Annotated in this window: 13 protein-coding genes and 2 riboswitches; of the genes, 9 read left to right on the top strand and 4 right to left on the bottom strand. The window is 72.5% G+C overall.

The window, feature by feature from the left end:
* Positions 1–42: 42 nt before the first annotated feature.
* Positions 43–879 (bottom strand): SDR family oxidoreductase, encoded by an 837-nt coding sequence (locus tag A6A06_RS11115; protein ID WP_073761056.1) that lies wholly within the window; start codon positions 877–879, stop codon positions 43–45.
* Between the two features lie 135 nt (positions 880–1,014).
* Here A6A06_RS11115 and A6A06_RS11110 point away from each other — a divergent pair, with 135 nt between their 5' ends.
* Positions 1,015–1,914 (top strand): helix-turn-helix transcriptional regulator, encoded by a 900-nt coding sequence (locus A6A06_RS11110; RefSeq protein ID WP_073761055.1) that lies wholly within the window; start codon positions 1,015–1,017, stop codon positions 1,912–1,914.
* A 154-nt stretch (positions 1,915–2,068) separates the two neighbouring features.
* On the opposite strand, the gene A6A06_RS11105 is transcribed toward A6A06_RS11110, so the two are convergent.
* Positions 2,069–3,004 (bottom strand): bacteriocin fulvocin C-related protein, encoded by a 936-nt coding sequence (locus tag A6A06_RS11105; protein ID WP_199930814.1) that lies wholly within the window; start codon positions 3,002–3,004, stop codon positions 2,069–2,071.
* A gap of 114 nt (positions 3,005–3,118) precedes the next feature.
* Positions 3,119–4,450 carry a cytochrome P450 gene (locus A6A06_RS11100; protein WP_073761053.1) on the bottom strand — a complete coding sequence of 444 codons (1,332 nt, stop codon included), beginning with the start codon at positions 4,448–4,450 and terminating at the stop codon, positions 3,119–3,121.
* Between the two features lie 410 nt (positions 4,451–4,860).
* A riboswitch (cobalamin riboswitch) is annotated at positions 4,861–5,080 on the top strand.
* A gap of 206 nt (positions 5,081–5,286) precedes the next feature.
* On the opposite strand from A6A06_RS11100, the gene A6A06_RS11095 reads away from it, so the two are divergent.
* From A6A06_RS11095 to A6A06_RS11060, 8 genes are all read left to right on the top strand, one after another.
* A complete protein-coding gene (locus A6A06_RS11095; protein WP_073761052.1) occupies positions 5,287–6,171 on the top strand; it encodes a GHMP family kinase ATP-binding protein in 885 nt (294 codons plus the stop codon).
* Positions 6,168–7,190 (top strand): cysteine synthase family protein, encoded by a 1,023-nt coding sequence (locus A6A06_RS11090; RefSeq protein WP_073761051.1) that lies wholly within the window; start codon positions 6,168–6,170, stop codon positions 7,188–7,190. The genes A6A06_RS11095 and A6A06_RS11090 overlap by 4 nt, the downstream gene beginning before the upstream one ends.
* Positions 7,187–8,446 (top strand): ATP-grasp domain-containing protein, encoded by a 1,260-nt coding sequence (locus A6A06_RS11085; RefSeq protein WP_073761075.1) that lies wholly within the window; start codon positions 7,187–7,189, stop codon positions 8,444–8,446. Before A6A06_RS11090 ends, A6A06_RS11085 begins: the two co-directional genes overlap by 4 nt.
* The gene (locus tag A6A06_RS11080; RefSeq protein WP_073761050.1) at positions 8,439–9,776 is read left to right on the top strand and encodes an MFS transporter; all 1,338 of its coding nucleotides are present in this window, start codon (positions 8,439–8,441) and stop codon (positions 9,774–9,776) included. Before A6A06_RS11085 ends, A6A06_RS11080 begins: the two co-directional genes overlap by 8 nt.
* The gene (locus A6A06_RS11075) at positions 9,745–10,494 is read left to right on the top strand and encodes a class I SAM-dependent methyltransferase (RefSeq protein WP_073761049.1); all 750 of its coding nucleotides are present in this window, start codon (positions 9,745–9,747) and stop codon (positions 10,492–10,494) included. The genes A6A06_RS11080 and A6A06_RS11075 overlap by 32 nt, the downstream gene beginning before the upstream one ends.
* A gap of 74 nt (positions 10,495–10,568) precedes the next feature.
* A riboswitch (cobalamin riboswitch) is annotated at positions 10,569–10,750 on the top strand.
* Positions 10,751–10,780: 30 nt separating this feature from the next.
* Positions 10,781–11,848: an ABC transporter substrate-binding protein gene (locus A6A06_RS11070; protein WP_073761048.1), complete on the top strand. Its 1,068-nt coding sequence runs from the start codon at positions 10,781–10,783 to the stop codon at positions 11,846–11,848.
* Positions 11,845–12,945: a FecCD family ABC transporter permease gene (locus A6A06_RS11065; RefSeq protein WP_073761047.1), complete on the top strand. Its 1,101-nt coding sequence runs from the start codon at positions 11,845–11,847 to the stop codon at positions 12,943–12,945. The genes A6A06_RS11070 and A6A06_RS11065 overlap by 4 nt, the downstream gene beginning before the upstream one ends.
* Positions 12,942–13,760, top strand: a complete 819-nt coding sequence (locus A6A06_RS11060) for an ABC transporter ATP-binding protein (RefSeq protein WP_073761046.1) — start codon at positions 12,942–12,944, stop codon at positions 13,758–13,760. The genes A6A06_RS11065 and A6A06_RS11060 overlap by 4 nt, the downstream gene beginning before the upstream one ends.
* Here A6A06_RS11060 and A6A06_RS11055 read toward each other — a convergent pair.
* Complete coding sequence (locus tag A6A06_RS11055) at positions 13,745–14,728, bottom strand: ferric reductase-like transmembrane domain-containing protein (RefSeq protein ID WP_073761045.1); 984 nt, start codon at positions 14,726–14,728, stop codon at positions 13,745–13,747. The genes A6A06_RS11060 and A6A06_RS11055 overlap by 16 nt on opposite strands.
* Positions 14,729–14,988 lie beyond the last annotated feature (260 nt).

Genomic DNA, 14,988 nt, shown 5'->3' with positions numbered 1-14,988 from the left:
CGATCGGCGGCCGGGAGGCGATCGGCGGCGGCGCGGCCGAGATCACCCGGCGGTGGTGGCCGCCACCGAGCGGGCGACGTCCTGATGGGCCTCGTGCTCGGCGAGCCGGCCGACGAGGGCGGCGCGGACGTCCTCGTAGGTATCGGGGCCGAGCGGGAGACGGAGCGGAGCCCCGCCGGAGTCCACGAGGTCGATCATCGCCTCGGCGATCTTCTCCGCGCTGTTGGGCACCGGGAAGGACCCGCCCAGGAACGCCTGCCGGGTCTCGGCCGCGGGGGTGTTCTCGTACGCGGGCAGGGGCGGTGCGGTGTCGAGCGAGCTGCCGAACCTGGTGGGCGTCGCGCCAGGCTCGACGATGGTCAGGGCCAGGCCGAACGGCGCGATCTCCCGCGCGACGGTCTCGCAGAACCCCTCGATGCCCCACTTGGAGGCGTGGTAGTAGCCCAGTCCCGGATAGGTCGTCTGGCCGCCCGCGGTGGACACCTGCAGGATGTGGCCGCTGCCCTGGGCGCGCAGGTGCGGGAGGGCGGCACGGATGACATGGATCGAGCCGAACAGGTTGGTGTCGACGACGCGCCGGATCTGCTCGTCGGACGCCTCCTCGGCGGAGGCGAGGAGGCCGTGGCCGGCGTTGTTCACGACGACGTCGATCGTGCCGAGGGCCTCGAACGCGTCGTCCACGACGCGGCGCACCCGCTCGGTGTCGGTGACATCGAGCCGGGCGGTCCAGAGCCGGTCGCCGTGCTCCGCGCGGAGGCCGTCGAGGGCCTCGGGCCTGCGGAGGGTCGCGGCGACACGGTCGCCACGGGCCAGGAGGCGTTCGGTGAGCAACCGCCCGAAGCCTGCGGACGTGCCGGTGATGAACCAGGTGGTGGTCATGGTGCTTCCTTCACGGTGTCGAGCGAGTGCCGTCAGGGAGCATGCAACAGGAGCCGGCCGGGGCGGGGGAGTCTCTGCCGTGAGGGGTACTGACAGGGTCCCCCACCCGTCGCGCGGGCCGCCTACCCTGTCCCCATGGACAACCGGGAAGCAGCCGGCGCGTTCCTCCGCTCCCGGCGCGACAGGATCACTCCCGCGCAGGCGGGTCTGCCGACGTACGGTCAGCGGCGGGTGCCCGGACTGCGCAGGGGCGAGGTAGCCGCGCTCGCCGGAGTGAGCGTCGAGTACTACACGCGCCTGGAACGCGGCAGCCTCGGAGGTGTCTCCGACAGCGTGCTGGACGCCCTGGCCCATGCCCTGCGGCTCGACGACACCGAGCGCATGTACCTGTACGACCTCGCCCGCGCCGCCGGACCGGCGCCCGCGACGCGGACCCGGCAGCGGGCGGACCGGCCGACGGTGCGGCCGGGCGTGGCCCGGATCATCGAGGGGATGCCGGAGCTGCCGGCGTACGTGGTGAACAACCGCCTCGACCTCCTGGCCGCAAACCCGCTGGGCCGGGCCCTGTACGCGGACCTGTACGCCGCTCCGGCCTACGGAGCGAACATCCCCCGGTTCGGGTTCCTGCACCCGGCGGCCCGGCGGTTCTACACCGAATGGGAGCGCATGGGCCGCTTCACCGTGGGCGCGCTGCGCGTCGAGGCGGGGAAGAACCCGCACGACCGGGAACTGTCGGACCTGATCGGTGAACTCTCCGCCCGGAGCGACTTCTTCCGCATGCTGTGGGACTCCCACGAGGTGCACGTCTTCCGTGAGCGGACGAAACGTTTCCACCACCCGCTCGTCGGTCCCCTGGAACTCGATCAGGAATTCCTGGACCTGCCGCACGAGAGCGGCCTGAGCATGCTCGTCTACAGCGCGCCCCCCGGAACCGCCGCCGAGGACGGCCTGAAGCTGCTCGCCAACTGGTCCGCCGCGGCCGGGCAGGAGCGGGACACGCAGTCCACGAGCGAGGCGTCGGCCCGGCAGGCCTGAGGCCCTGGCGGCCTGGGCGCTGCGGGCCGGTGACGGGCCGGTGGCAGACCGATGACAGGCCGGGGCCACCTCGCGGACCGGCTCGCGCTCGGCCGCGCGCCGGTGGCCTCCGGCTCGTCACCTCACCGTCGTCACGCAAGTGCCCGGTGCTCCCTCAACCACCACACACGCCGTTGCAGTTCTGCTGCCACAGCACCCCGCAGCCGGACGGCTGCTCCTTACAGGGGAGAGAGTTGCCGCAGGAGCTGCAGCCGCTGGCCCCCTTGTGGCAATCGCAGTTCATCAGCAGGCGGGCGTCCGGGGAGGAGGCAGCGGAGCCGGGCGACTCGGCCGGGCCGAGCACGCCGAGCGCGGCGAAGGAGACGTCGGGGCCCAGCACCGCCGCCGACTCCTCCCGCAGCCGGTCGATGTCCGCCGCCGCCCAGGCACCGGTCCCGGCGAAGAGGGCCGGTATCGCCGCGGCGACCTTCTCCAGCATCGCCGACCGCTCAGCGGACAGCTCGGGGTGCGCCGCCCGGTAGCGCTGTACGTGCTCCAGCCACAGGCCGGCCTTCGCGCGGTCCGGAATCCTGGCGTACACGGCGCGGCGCCGCGGCATCGGCAGCGCGGTCAATTCCCGGTAGCTGCTGGGCAGCCGTTCGAGCCCGGCGGCCCATTCCTCCGCGCCGGCGGCCGTCATCCGGCGCCCGGATGCGGCCATCGCCGGAGCGGCGAGCCCTCCGGAGACGAGGAACGCGCCCAGCGCCAGGCCCGGCACGGCTTTGAGGAGCCTGCGCCGGTCGCCGTGCACGAGTACATCGGTCCGGTTCAGTGCCCGGACCACCCGCAGCGAGCCGACCGGCCCCAGAAGGCGGCACAGCCGTACCGACAGCGCCGGGCCCGTCCACGCCCGCACCCGGTCGCCGTCCACGGCCAGCAGCGTGGGAACGAACGGCGGGTTGCCGCCCAGCGCCTTCCGGCGCAGGGCGCGTACCGGCTCCTCCCCGAGCCCCGCCATCGTCAGCCGGTCCCCCACCAGACCGCCGATCCGCCCGGCCACATCGCTGCACGCTCCGCAGCCCGCGTCGAACGCCAATAACCACTTCGTCATGGCCACTCCCCTGCTCGCACCGGCATTCTCGCCGCATGCATACCCGTACTCCCGTCACACCAGGCCCAGTTGGCGCACCGGGAGTTCATGGGCGGGCGGCCGCGCGCCCGGAGTTCACGCCTGCGGCCGCGCGCCGCGCGGGCTGACGAGCATGCGGATGTCGTCGCCCGCCCACAGCACGAACCGTTCGACCGGTGTCACCTCGTGTCCCGGCGCGGGCCGGAACCGGAAGCGTTTGAGCAGGACGGCCAGCACCAGTTCGGTCTCGACCATGGCCAGGGCGGCGCCCTCGCAGCTGCGCGGCCCGATGCCGAACGGGACGTACGCGAGCCTCGGCCGCCCGGCCACCTGCTGCGGGGTGAAGCGTTCGGGGACGAACTCCTGCGGCGCGGGCCAGTAATCGGGGTTCATGTGCACGGCCCAGAACGGATAGAAGATCGTCGTGCCGGCCGGAATCTCGTGGCCGCCCAGGACGAGGGGCTCGGTCGTCTCCCGCGCGCCGTACGGGCCGGGCGGGAAGAGCCGCATCGACTCCTTCACGACCATGTCCAGGTAGGTCAGGCGCCGCAGGTCGGCGTAGTCCGGCACGGTGCGGTCGCCGAGGACCCCGTCCAGTTCGTCGGCGACGCGTCCGGCCGCCTCGGGGTGGAGTCCCAGCAGGTGCAGGGTCCAGGAGACCGCCACTCCGGTGGTGTGGTGGGCGGCCAGCATCGTCATCAGGACGGTGTCGCGGATCCGCGCGGGGCGCTCTCCGGCCTCGACGAGCGCCCCGATCAGGTCGCTCCGGTCCGTGCGGCTGCCGGAGTGGTGCGCCGCGATCACCCGGTCGGCCGTCGCGCGGAGGTAGGCGAGGGCCTGCGCCGCCCGCTCCTCGCGCGCCTCCTGCGTACCCGGGACCGGTACCTGGTAGAGCCGCCCCAGGTACTCGGTGAGCACCTCCTCGAAGGCCGCGACGACGCGCTCCGGGTCCGTGGCGTCCCCTCCGAGCGCGTACGCGCCGATCATCCGCAGCGACAGCGCGGTGAGATCCTTCTGCAGCGCGACGGGTCCGCTGCCCGCCTGCTCGCCCCAACGGTCCGCGAGGTCCGTCGCCAGCGCGGTGAACTGCGCGAAGTGCCGCTCGTGGGACGGGCGCCCGGCCAGCACCGACAGCAGCACCCGCCGCCAGGGGGCGTGCTCGTCGGCCGGCAGCACCTGGAGGTTGCCCGCTTCGCACAGCGGGGCCAGGAACGCGAACAGCCGCTCCGGCCGTTTGTCGATGTGGGCCGTGGCCTCCAGCAGCACGGGGTCGGCGACCGACACGGCCGTGTCCGCGCCCGGAAGCTGGAACTGCACGACGGGTCCGTACTCCTCGTGCAGCCGCAGCTGGTAGGTGTGCAGTCCGCCTGCCGCCGCGACCGCCCCCACCCCGCCGTCCGGCCTGGGCTCGGGACCAGGGATACGCATGGCCAACGCCTCCTCGGGATACGCCGATCAACTGCCTCGAAGCTCATGATGTCTTTGCCGGACGCCGTCTTCGACCCGTTCCTCTTGTCGGCCGGAAGAATCGGCGGGCGGGGAAGGCGCCCGGTACCGGCCACCTCACCCGTCACAGGGCCCCCGTGCGGCCCTCGGGCCGGGGTCCGGAGGCCCGAACCGGTTTACGGACACGGCGAGCGGATCTGTATCAGGACCGCGACCAGCCACCTCAACGTGACATGTTTGAGCGGGGCCACGGGCGGAACGCCCACGTGGGAGAGCCGTCGGCGACCGGCTCCCCCGACGGTGATCCGGTAGGGCACACATCCCGCGCACTGTCAGCGGCGCCGATCGAGACAACCCCGCAGGTCTCCCTGTTGCGGTGGCGGGAACGCCTCTACGCTGATGTGCGCAGTCGGTTCGCGCCACCCCCGTGGCGCGTCGTAAGAGGGAACCCGGTGGGAGTCCGGGACTGTCCCGCAACGGTGAGTGGGAGCGAACGCCGCCAACGGCACCGGACCCCGTCCAGGGGTACGGCCGACGGCGGCCGAGGTGTCGCCGGAAGGCCCGGCCGACGTGCCCACGAGTCCGAATACCTGCCACTGCGCGCGTGCAAGGGCGCACGCGCTGTCCACGGTGACCTCGAGGGCTGGGTCGGCGGTGCAGGCGGAGCAGCGCGCGTTCGGGCGCTGCCGCCCTCTCACTCACCGGTCATTCCTCGGACCGGGTGCGGTGAGAGAGGGCGTGTTCGTGACCGAGGCATACCTTGCATACCTCCGGGACGGCCGATGGCCGGTCCAGGCACCGCCGTTGTCCGGTGTCCGATGCTGACCGCGCCCGACAGCACCTCGACGCGGCCGGCTTCCGGCGTCTGCCACGGGACGCTGGGCGAACTCTTCCAGGGGCCGCTGCGTCCGGGCACCGGCCGGGACATCGCGATCGTGTCGTTCCCCGTGGACCGCCACTCCTGGGTGTACTTCACGCCCGGCGCCCCTGCCGGTGACGAGCCGTCCCTCGGCGGGAAGGCGGCGACGGCCGCGCGGCTCTTCCTGGAGCACTTCGGCCTGACGCTGCCGTCCGGCCGCTGGAGCACCCACTCGGACCTGCGCGTCGGGGTGGGCATGGCCAGCTCGACGGCGGACATCGTGGCGACGCTGCGCTGTCTGTTCCGGGTCTTCTCCCTGCCGTACGACGCCGGGGCCGTCATCCGCATCCTGTCGGAGATCGAGCGGGCCGACAGCGTGTTCCTCGACGAGTTCGCGCTCTACCTGAGCGGCCGGCACCGTGTCGTACAGCGGCTCGGCACCGGTATCGGCTTCCACACCGCCTTCGTCATGGAGCCGGGCACGGTGGACACCGCCACGGTCACCCCGCTGCTCCAGCGGCACTACCGGCGCTGTGCGGCGGAGTACGAGAAATGTCTGACGGACCTCCTCAAGGGCTTCGCCTCGGGTGACCCGGCGGCCGTCGCCAGGGCGGCGACCTTCAGCGGCGCGCTGTCCCAGGAGGTGCTGCCCAAGCACACCTTCGAGGCCGTACTGGCCCACCGTGAGGAGTTCGGGGCGGACGGTCTGTTCGTCGCGCACACCGGGTCCCTCGTCGGCTACCTCTTCAGCTGCCGGCCCGCGCCGGCCCTGAAGGGCGAACTGTCCGCCTTCTTCCGATCGCTCGGCCACCAGTGCTCTTTCGCCCAAGGAGGTTTCGCGTGACGCACCCCCACATAGCCGACGCCCTCAAAGCCCCCGACCTCGTCCGGCTGACGGACGGCATGGTCCTGCTGCGGTTCGAGTCGATGAAGATCTACTCGGCGCTGGCGGCCGTCCGGCACCTGCTCGACCGCGGCACCATCCGCGCCGGGCAGACCCTGATCGACAGTTCCAGCGGTATCTACGCCTACGCCCTGGCGCTGGCCTGCCACCGCTACGGCCTGCGCTGCCACATCGTGGCCTCGACCACCGTCGACGCCACGACACTCGCCCAGCTGGAGATCCTCGGCGCGACGGTCGAGCAGGTCAGACCGTCGCGCAACCTCAAACTCGACCAGGAACTGCGGGTACGGCGGGTGCGGGAGATCCTCGCCGAGCGGCCCGGCGTCCACTGGATGCGCCAGTACCACGACGCCATCCACTACCTCGGCTACCAAGAGGTCGCGGACCTGGTGACCGCGGCCCTGCCGGACCGCACGCCGACCGTGGTCGGCGGCGTCGGGTCCGGCGCCTCGACCGGCGGTCTCGCCGAGCACCTGCGCCGCCGGGACCCCGGCGTGCGACTGGTCGGGGTGCAGCCGTTCGGCAGCGTCACCTTCGGGAGCCAGGACCACCAGGACCCGGAGGCGATCATCGCCGGTATCGGTTCCTCGATCGCGTTCGACAACGTCCGCCACCACCTGTACGACGCCGTCCACTGGATGGACTTCACCCACGCCATGTCCGGCGCCGTCGCCCTGCTGCGCGAGCACGCCGTGTTCGCCGGGCTGTCCACCGGCGCCGCGTACCTGACCGCCGCGTACGAGTCCCGCCGCCACCCCGACCGGCTCCACCTGGTGATCGGGGCCGACACCGGCCACCGCTATGTGGAGCGGGTGTACGCCCGCCACCGGGAGGCCGCCGACCTCACCACGCTGAAGCCGACGGAGGTCGGCAGCCCCGCGGAGATGACCATGCCCTGGTCGACGATGGCGTGGAACCGCGCCCCCTGGCCGACGCGCCGGAAGGAGACCTGCGCATGACCGTGGTCTGCCTGGAATCGCTCACCTTCGGACTGGGACACCTGACGCGCGCCGCGGCCCGGCTGGGCGAGCCGCTGCGGCTGCTGACCCGCGACCCTTCGTACTACGCGCACGAGCTGGCGAAGCTGCCCGCGGGCGCCCTCGACGTCGTGGAGACCGACACCTTCGACACGGAGCGGGTGGCGGAGCTGCTCGGCCGCACCCCTGACCTGCGGGGGCTGATCAGTTCCACCGACACCTGGATGCTGGTCGGCGCCGAACTCACCGCCCGCTTCGGACTGCCCGGCCTCGACCCCGCGGTGCTCCGGCTGACGCGGGACAAGGCCGCCGTACGGGACCGGCTGTTCGAGGCCGGGCTGACCCGGTCCCGCGCGGCCGAGGCGGACAGCGGCGACCCGGAGGCGGCCGCGCTGGTGGCGAAGGCCGTGGGGCTGCCCGCGATCCTCAAGGACAGCGCGGGTACCGGGAGCCAGAACGTCTGGCTGGTGCGGGACGAGCGGGAGCTGGACACGGCGCTGGCCGAGGCCGCCGGGCGGCAGCTGAAGGGCCGCCTGTTCGCCGAGCCGTACTTCTCCGGACCGGTGTACAGCGCGGAGACGCTCACCTGGGCGGGACGGACACGGCTGCTGGGTGTCTCCAGCCGGCTGATGTCGCCCGAACCGCACTTCCGGGAGGAGATCACCGCGTTCCCCGTGGCCTTCCCCGAACCGCGCCGGGCCGCCCTGGAGCAGTGGCTCGACAGCGTGCTCGCCGCCATCGGCTACACCGGCCGGTTCGCCCACGTCGAGTTCGCCCTGACCACCGCCGGTCCGGAGGTGGTGGAGATCAACCCGCGAATCGGCGGCGCGCTCGTCGGTGAGGGACTGTGCCGGGCGCTCGGCGTCAACGTGTACGAGGCGATGGTGGAGGCGGCGCTCGGCGTCCGGCCCGGACTGATGGACGCGGAGCTGCCCGGCGGCCCGGCCTCCGCCTTCGTCCTCGGATACCCCGCGCGGCCAGGGGTGTTCACCGGGGTCGACGGACTCGAACGGCTGCCGGACATGCCGGGCTCCCCCGTCTGGTACCCGGTCAAGCAGGTCGGCGACCCCGTCGAGCACCTGGGCGACAGCCGCGGTTACGCGGGCATCGTCTACGCGGAGGGCGAGACGGCCGAACTGGCCACCCACTGCGCTGTCGCGGCCGCCAACGCCGTACGCGTCCTGACGGACCCCTTCCCCCCGACGGACACGGCAGTGCGCCGGGCCAGCGGTGACTGAACGTACCGGCGGCGGCCCGGGGCTGCGTACCGCGCTGTCCACGCTGACCGGGCCGCTGCGCTTCCTGCTGCTGAGTTCCTTCCTGATCCCGCTCGGCAGTTTCATGGTCCTGCCGTTCATGTCGGTCTTCCTGCACGAGCGGCTGGGGATGGGCCTCGGCGCGGTCGGGGTGGTGCTGGCCGCGGCGTCCCTGGTGCAGTTCTCGGGCGGCATCCTCGGCGGGGCGCTCGCCGACCGGGTGGGGCTGCGCCGCACGATGGTCTGGGCGCTGGTGGTGCGCACGGCGGGCTTCGCGGCGTTCCTGGCGGCGCTGCGGTGGCCTCCGATGGCGGTGGGGGCACTGATCCTCACCTGCTGCGGCGCCGCGCTGTACCTGCCCGCCAACAAGGCGTACCTGGTGCACGGGGTGGCCGAGGAGCGCAGGCCGGCGTTCCTGTCCGCGGGCAACGCGGCGCTCAACGCGGGCATGGCCGTGGGGCCGCTCGTCGCGGGCCCGTTCGTGCTGTCGTCCCCCGGCCCGCTGTTCCTCGGCGTGACGGCGCTGTTCGCCGTGGTCGCCGTGGGACATGTGCGGCTGCCTGCGGTGGGGGCGGAAGGGGGGCGGTCCGGACCGGTGCGTTCCCGTTCCGCTTCGCCTGCCCCTTCCGCTTCCGCTTCTGCTTCCGAGCGAGCGGGTGGCCAGGGGCTGCTGGCCGGGGTCGCCGTCCTCCCTTTCGTCGCCAACGGTCTGGCCTTCTACCTCTACTTCCACTTCCAGCACTACCTCGCCGTGTACGCCGTGCAGCGCACCTCCAGCGAGTTCTACAGCCTCGTACTCCTGACCTGCTTCGTCCTGGTCATCGTCGTGCAGCCGCTGGCGTCGGGCGCCATCCGGCGGATGCGCTACCCCGTCGCCCTGGCGATCGGGTTCGCGGGGCTGGCGGCCGGGATGGCGGTACTGGCGTACGGCACGAAGACCGCCCTGCTGACCGGCGGTGTCCTGATCACTCTGGGCGACATCGTGCTCTTCCTCAAGAACGATCTGGAGGCCCTGCGCCGCAGTTCACGCTCGGATGCCGTGGTCTTCGGGCAGCAGCGGCTCGCCGCGGGGCTGGGCGCCTGCGCCAGCGGTGTCCTGGGCGGGCAGCTGTACGGCCTCGGCGAACGCGCCGGGCACACGGGCTGGTTCTGGCTCCTCGCCGCGGTCCAGTGCGTGCTGCTTCCGCCGCTCCTGCTCGCCCTGCGGCGCGGGCGTGGCACCGCTCCCCTTGCCCACGACCTTGTCCACGACGGCCACACGGAAGGAACACCGGTTCCCGATGACGCACACGGGCGGATTCCAGGACGATGATTTCTGGACCGAGTTCCACGACTTCCTCTTCTCCGACCAGCGCTACGCGCAGGCCGAGGAGTTGCTCGACACCTCTCCCCTGCTGTCCTTCCCGCCCGGGTCCCGGGTGCTGGACCTGGGCTGCGGCCCGGGGGTGTTCACCGTCCCGCTCGCCCGCCGGGGTTTCGGCGTGACGGGTGTGGACCGCAGCCCGGCCATGCTGGACCGTGCCCGCAAACGGTCCGCCGACGCCGGGGTCACGGCCCGGTACGCGCAGGCCGACATGCGGGAGTTCACCGAGCCCGGGGCCTTCGACGTCGTCCTCAGCATGTTCACCTCCTTCGGTTACTTCGAAGACCCCGCCGACAACGCCCGCGTGCTGCGCACCATGCACACCTGCCTGGTGCCCGGCGGAACGCTGCTCCTGGACGTGGCCGGAAAGGAACTGCTGGCCCGCAAGGTCACACCCCCGAAGGTCGTCCAGCGGGGTGCCGACCTGCTGGTGCAGACCGACACGGTGCTGGACGACTGGGCGCGCCTGCGCAGCGACTGGGTGCTCGTGCGGGGCGACCGGGTGACGCGTGCCGGTCTGGTCTGGTTCGTCTACAGCGCCGTGGAGTTGCGGCGGATGGCCGAGGAGGCCGGTTTTGGGAGCGTCGAGGTCTTCGGCGGCTTCGACGGCCGCCCGTACGACCAGGACGCCGAGCGGCTGGTGCTCCGGGCGGTCCGCGGGCAGTGAACGGAGGGCGCGGGCAGTGCCCCGGGGCGCGGGGCGCGCGGGGACCCGCCGCGCGCCCTTTGCCCTCGGCCCGACCAACCGTAATATCACCTGGTCATCACCGCGACGGGAGACAGGAAGCCGGTGCGATTCCGGCACGGTCCCGCCACTGTGACCGGGGAGTGCACCCCTGCGGAAGGCCACTGCGCGCGGCGCGGGAAGGCCGGGGGAACGTCGATCCGGGAGTCAGGACACTGGCCTGTCGCGGGCCCGTTCCGAGGAGCGCGGACTCCGCAGGAGGCTTTACGTGTACGACGGCACGCCCCGTCCCTCTTTCTCTCCCCCCGCTGCCCGGCGGCGCCGGACCCGGCGCGCCGCGGCACTGGCCGCGGCCCTGTCCGCCGTGCTGCTGGCCGGCTGCGGCGCGGCAAAGGACTCCGCGAGCGGCGCGAAGCCCGCGGCCTCCGCGGACTCCGACTCCGCAGACTCCGCGGCGAAGGGTTTCCCGGTCACCATCGACAACTGCGGTATCCGTACCACCTACAAGAAGCCGCCCGCCCGCGTGGTCACCATCCATCAGCACCCCGCCGAGTTGATGCTGGCGCTGGGGCTCAAGGACCGGATGATCGGCACCGCGTTCCCCGACTCGGCCGTTCTGCCGGAGCTGCGCGAGGACTACGCGGCCGTTCCGCAACTGGCGAAGAAGGAGCCGTCCTTCGAGGCCGTCCTGGAAGCCGGTGCGGATTTCGTCTACGGCGGTTACGCCAGCGCGTTCGCCGAGAACGAGGGCCGTTCGCGCAAGGCGTTCGCCGACGCCGGCATCGACACCTACCTCAACCGCGAGTACTGCGGGAAGAAGCAGGTGTCCATGCAGGACACGTACGACGAGATCCGTACCGTCGGCACCGTCTTCGGCGTGCGGGAGCGGGCCGAGAAGCTGGCCGCCGGTCTCCGGGCGCGGGTGAACCGGACCACGAAGGCCGTCGAGGGCGCCCCCGCCGTGCCGGTCTTCGTGTACGACAGCGGCGACAAGGCGGCGTTCACCGCCGGCGGCAAGAGCCTCGGCACCGAGATCATCGGTCTCGCCGGAGGCCGGAACGTGTTCGCCGACCTGGACAAGGTCTTCGGCGACGCGTCCTGGGAGCAGGTCGTCGACCGCAGGCCCGAGGTCATCGCGATCTATGACTACGCGGGAGCCGGGAGCGTCGAGCAGAAGAAGAAGTTCCTGCTGTCGCAGCCCGCGCTCGCCGATGTGCCCGCGGTGAAGAACAAACGGTTCGTCGTGCTGCCGCTGACCGCGACGCTCGTGGGAGTGCGGCCGCCGTACGCGGTGGAGGAGCTGGCCCGCGCACTGCACCCCGCGCGGTTCCGGTGACGGCCTCCGCCGAAGCGGCGGTCGTCACCGCCGGCCGCCGCGGGGAGAAGCCGCGCAACCGTTCCTTCGCCGTCACCCTCGTCGTCCTCGGCGCGTTGCTGCTGGTCTCCGCCACGGCGGGGATGGCGATCGGATCGGTGCACGTGCCGCCCGGCGAGGTGTGGGGCATCGTGACCCACGCGCTCGGCGCCGACTGGACGGAGCCGGGGTGGTCCCGGGCGCGGGAGACCATCGTGCTGAACGTGCGGGCCCCGCGGGTGGTCCTGGGCGCGGTGACGGGGGCGGGGCTCGCGGTGATCGGTACGGCCATGCAGGCCCTGGTCCGCAACCCGCTGGCGGAACCGTATCTGCTGGGCGTCTCCTCGGGCGCGTCCCTGGGAGCCGTGACGGTGATCGTCTTCGGGGTGAGCCTGCTCGGCCCGGTGTCGCTGTCCGCCGCCGCCTTCGCCGGCGCGCTGCTGACCCTGCTGCTCGTCTACACCACGGCCCGTACCGGCGGACGCATCACCTCGGTGCGGCTGGTGCTGTCGGGCGTGGCCATGGCGGCGGTGCTCACCGCGGTCATGGACATCCTGCTGCTGACCTCCGACCGCGGCAACGAGGCCCGCGCCGTCCTGGCCTGGACCCTGGGAGGTCTCGGCGGCGTGCAGTGGGGCACGCTGTGGCTGCCGGGCACGGCGCTGCTGCTGGGCATCGTCGTCCTGCTGGTCCAGGCCCGGTCGCTGAACCTGCTCCTGGCGGGTGAGGAGTCCGCCACGACGATGGGACTGGACGTGGCCCGGTTCCGGGCCCGGATGTTCGTCCTGCTCTCGCTCGTCACGGGCGTCCTGGTGGCCGCGGCCGGACCGATCGGTTTCGTGGGCCTGATGCTGCCGCACGTCGTGCGCCTGTTCGTGGGCGGTGACCACCGCCGGGTGCTGCCCGCGGCCGCGCTGGCCGGGGCGGTGTTCCTGATCTGGGCCGACATCGCGGCGCGTACGGTCGCCGCGCCCATGGAGATCCCCGTCGGCGTGCTGACCGCGCTGTGCGGCGGGCCGTTCTTCCTGTGGCTGATGCGCCGGGACGCCCGCCGCACGACGGACCGAGGAGTGGCATGAGCGGGACCGAACTGGCCGTCGAGAGCGTCACGCTCACCGCCGGAGCGCACCATCTGGTGCGCGACGTCTCACTGACCGCCCGGCTCGGTGAGGTGGTCGGCCTGGTCGGGCCCAACGGCAGCGGCAAGTCCAGCCTGCTGCGTGCCGTCTACCGCGTCCTGCGGCCCAGCGCGGGACACGTCCGCGTGGACGGTACGGACGCCTGGTCGCTGCCCGTGCGGCGGCTCGCCCGTACGGTGGCCGCCGTGGTGCAGGAGCCGGGCGCCGACTTCGACCTGACCGTACGGGACGTCGTGGCGATGGGCCGCACCCCGCACAAACGGCTGCTCGACGGTGACAGCGCCGAGGACGCCGCACTCGTGGCGTGGGCCCTCGGCTCGGTGGACGCGGCGGCCATGGCGGACCGGCCCTTCGACCGCCTCTCCGGGGGCGAGCGCCAGCGTGTCCTCATCGCCCGCGCCCTGGCCCAGCAGCCCTCCCTGCTGGTCCTTGACGAGCCGACCAACCACCTCGACATACGGCACCAGTTGGCGGTGCTCGGCATCCTGCGCCGACTGCCCGCCACGGTCCTGGTGGCCCTGCACGACCTGAACCTCGCCGCGTACTACTGCGACCGCCTCCACGTGCTGTGCGAGGGAACGGTGACGGCTTCGGGACCGCCCGCCGAGGTGCTGACCGAGGAGTTGCTGGCCGAGGTGTACGGCGTGACGGCCGAGGTCGCCGTCAACCCCCGTACGGGAGCGCCGCAGGTGTCGTTCCTGCCCGGCGAGCACGACCGGCCGGCCGTCGCGCTACCGGATCACTCCGGCTCCTGAGCGGGCGGGGCGGTCGCGGGCGGCGCGTCGGGACGGGGCCGCCCGCCGTCGTGACCGGAAAGGACCACGGCCAGCAGCCCGACGACCACGGCGACGACGGCGGCCCGGCCCGCGGCCCGAGCCGTCCAGCGCAGCGGGAAGACTCCCGTCTGCCGTCCGGGCGCCCCCAGGCGCTCGGCCCGCCGGGCAGGTCGCACGAGCCGCAGCAGGAGCAGCACCGCAATGGGCACCTGCAACAGCCACAGGGCCGTACGCGGCCACCCGTCGTACCAGACGTTGGTGCCGTACAGCAGCGTGTGCCAGACGCTCAGCACGTACACGACGATGACGAAGCGGTGCAGGCGGCGCCAGGTGGACGCGCCGATGCGGTGCCGGACGTAGAAGAGCAGGCCCAGCGGGACGGCGAGGTACAGGGCGCCCTGGCCGATGGGGATGGCCAGCTTGCCGGTCCCCGAGTCGTACCAGCCCGGTACGAACGTGTCCGCGAACGCCGACCACAGGCGGGCCGCCCACGCCAGCCCACCCGCGTCGCGCACCAGTTCGGCAGCGAACATCAGCGCGTGCGCGAACATCAGCGCCATCGTCGTCAGGCTCGTGGTGCGGTGCCAGCGCTCCAGCACGGCCCGGGACACCGGCAGCCGGCCCGGCCCGGGGCCCGACAGCAGCAGCCCGAACATGACCGTCCCCCACGCCCACAGCAGCCCGGACCAGCCGAACGCCTGGCTGAGCAGATACATCCAGTAGGTGCCGGGGTCGTCCATGAAGGGCATGACCGCGACCGTCGCGGACGCGCCGGACCGCATCCGCAGGTACAGGAAGACGAACACGGCGACGGTGACCACGACCGCCGCACCGGCGTCGGGAAGAGCCGCCCTGAGGTCGGCACGCAGCGGAACGCGCCCGGTGGTGCGCTTGTCCCGCACCGGCGCCGGAGGTGTACTGCCACGGCCTGTCGTTTCCGGGTGCATGCGTGGCCCTTTGAGTAGGTGTCACCAGGCGTCATGAGTGCGGTACGAGTTCGGTGCACGTGCGGTACGTGCGATACGTGCGGTACGAGTGCGACACAAGTGTGACTGGTGATGCGGATGTTGCGCGAGAAGCTATCCAGCCAGAGCAGCCGTCCGCCCCTCCCTCGTGTCCTTCGTGCGCACACGGGGCGGAGCGGACCGCTGTTTTCACGTGTCGTCCGGCGCGTTCATTCCTTGCGGGCCGGGGTGTTCACTGTTTA

Source organism: Streptomyces sp. CB02923 (assembly GCF_001905005.1).
GTDB lineage: Bacteria > Actinomycetota > Actinomycetes > Streptomycetales > Streptomycetaceae > Streptomyces.
Note: the sequence above shows the minus strand (reverse complement) of the source record. Positions and strands in the feature narration are given on the sequence as shown.

Excerpts from the sequence above, each read along its gene's own strand:
- A6A06_RS11115 (WP_073761056.1), bottom strand. The coding sequence starts at position 879 with ATGACCACCACCTGGTTCATCACCGGCACGTCCGCAGGCTTCGGGCGG.
- A6A06_RS11110 (WP_073761055.1), top strand. The coding sequence starts at position 1,015 with ATGGACAACCGGGAAGCAGCCGGCGCGTTCCTCCGCTCCCGGCGCGAC.
- A6A06_RS11105 (WP_199930814.1), bottom strand. The coding sequence starts at position 3,004 with ATGACGAAGTGGTTATTGGCGTTCGACGCGGGCTGCGGAGCGTGCAGC.
- A6A06_RS11100 (WP_073761053.1), bottom strand. The coding sequence starts at position 4,450 with ATGCGTATCCCTGGTCCCGAGCCCAGGCCGGACGGCGGGGTGGGGGCG.
- A6A06_RS11095 (WP_073761052.1), top strand. The coding sequence starts at position 5,287 with ATGCTGACCGCGCCCGACAGCACCTCGACGCGGCCGGCTTCCGGCGTC.
- A6A06_RS11085 (WP_073761075.1), top strand. The coding sequence starts at position 7,187 with ATGACCGTGGTCTGCCTGGAATCGCTCACCTTCGGACTGGGACACCTG.
- A6A06_RS11075 (WP_073761049.1), top strand. The coding sequence starts at position 9,745 with ATGACGCACACGGGCGGATTCCAGGACGATGATTTCTGGACCGAGTTC.
- A6A06_RS11060 (WP_073761046.1), top strand. The coding sequence starts at position 12,942 with ATGAGCGGGACCGAACTGGCCGTCGAGAGCGTCACGCTCACCGCCGGA.
- A6A06_RS11055 (WP_073761045.1), bottom strand. The coding sequence starts at position 14,728 with ATGCACCCGGAAACGACAGGCCGTGGCAGTACACCTCCGGCGCCGGTG.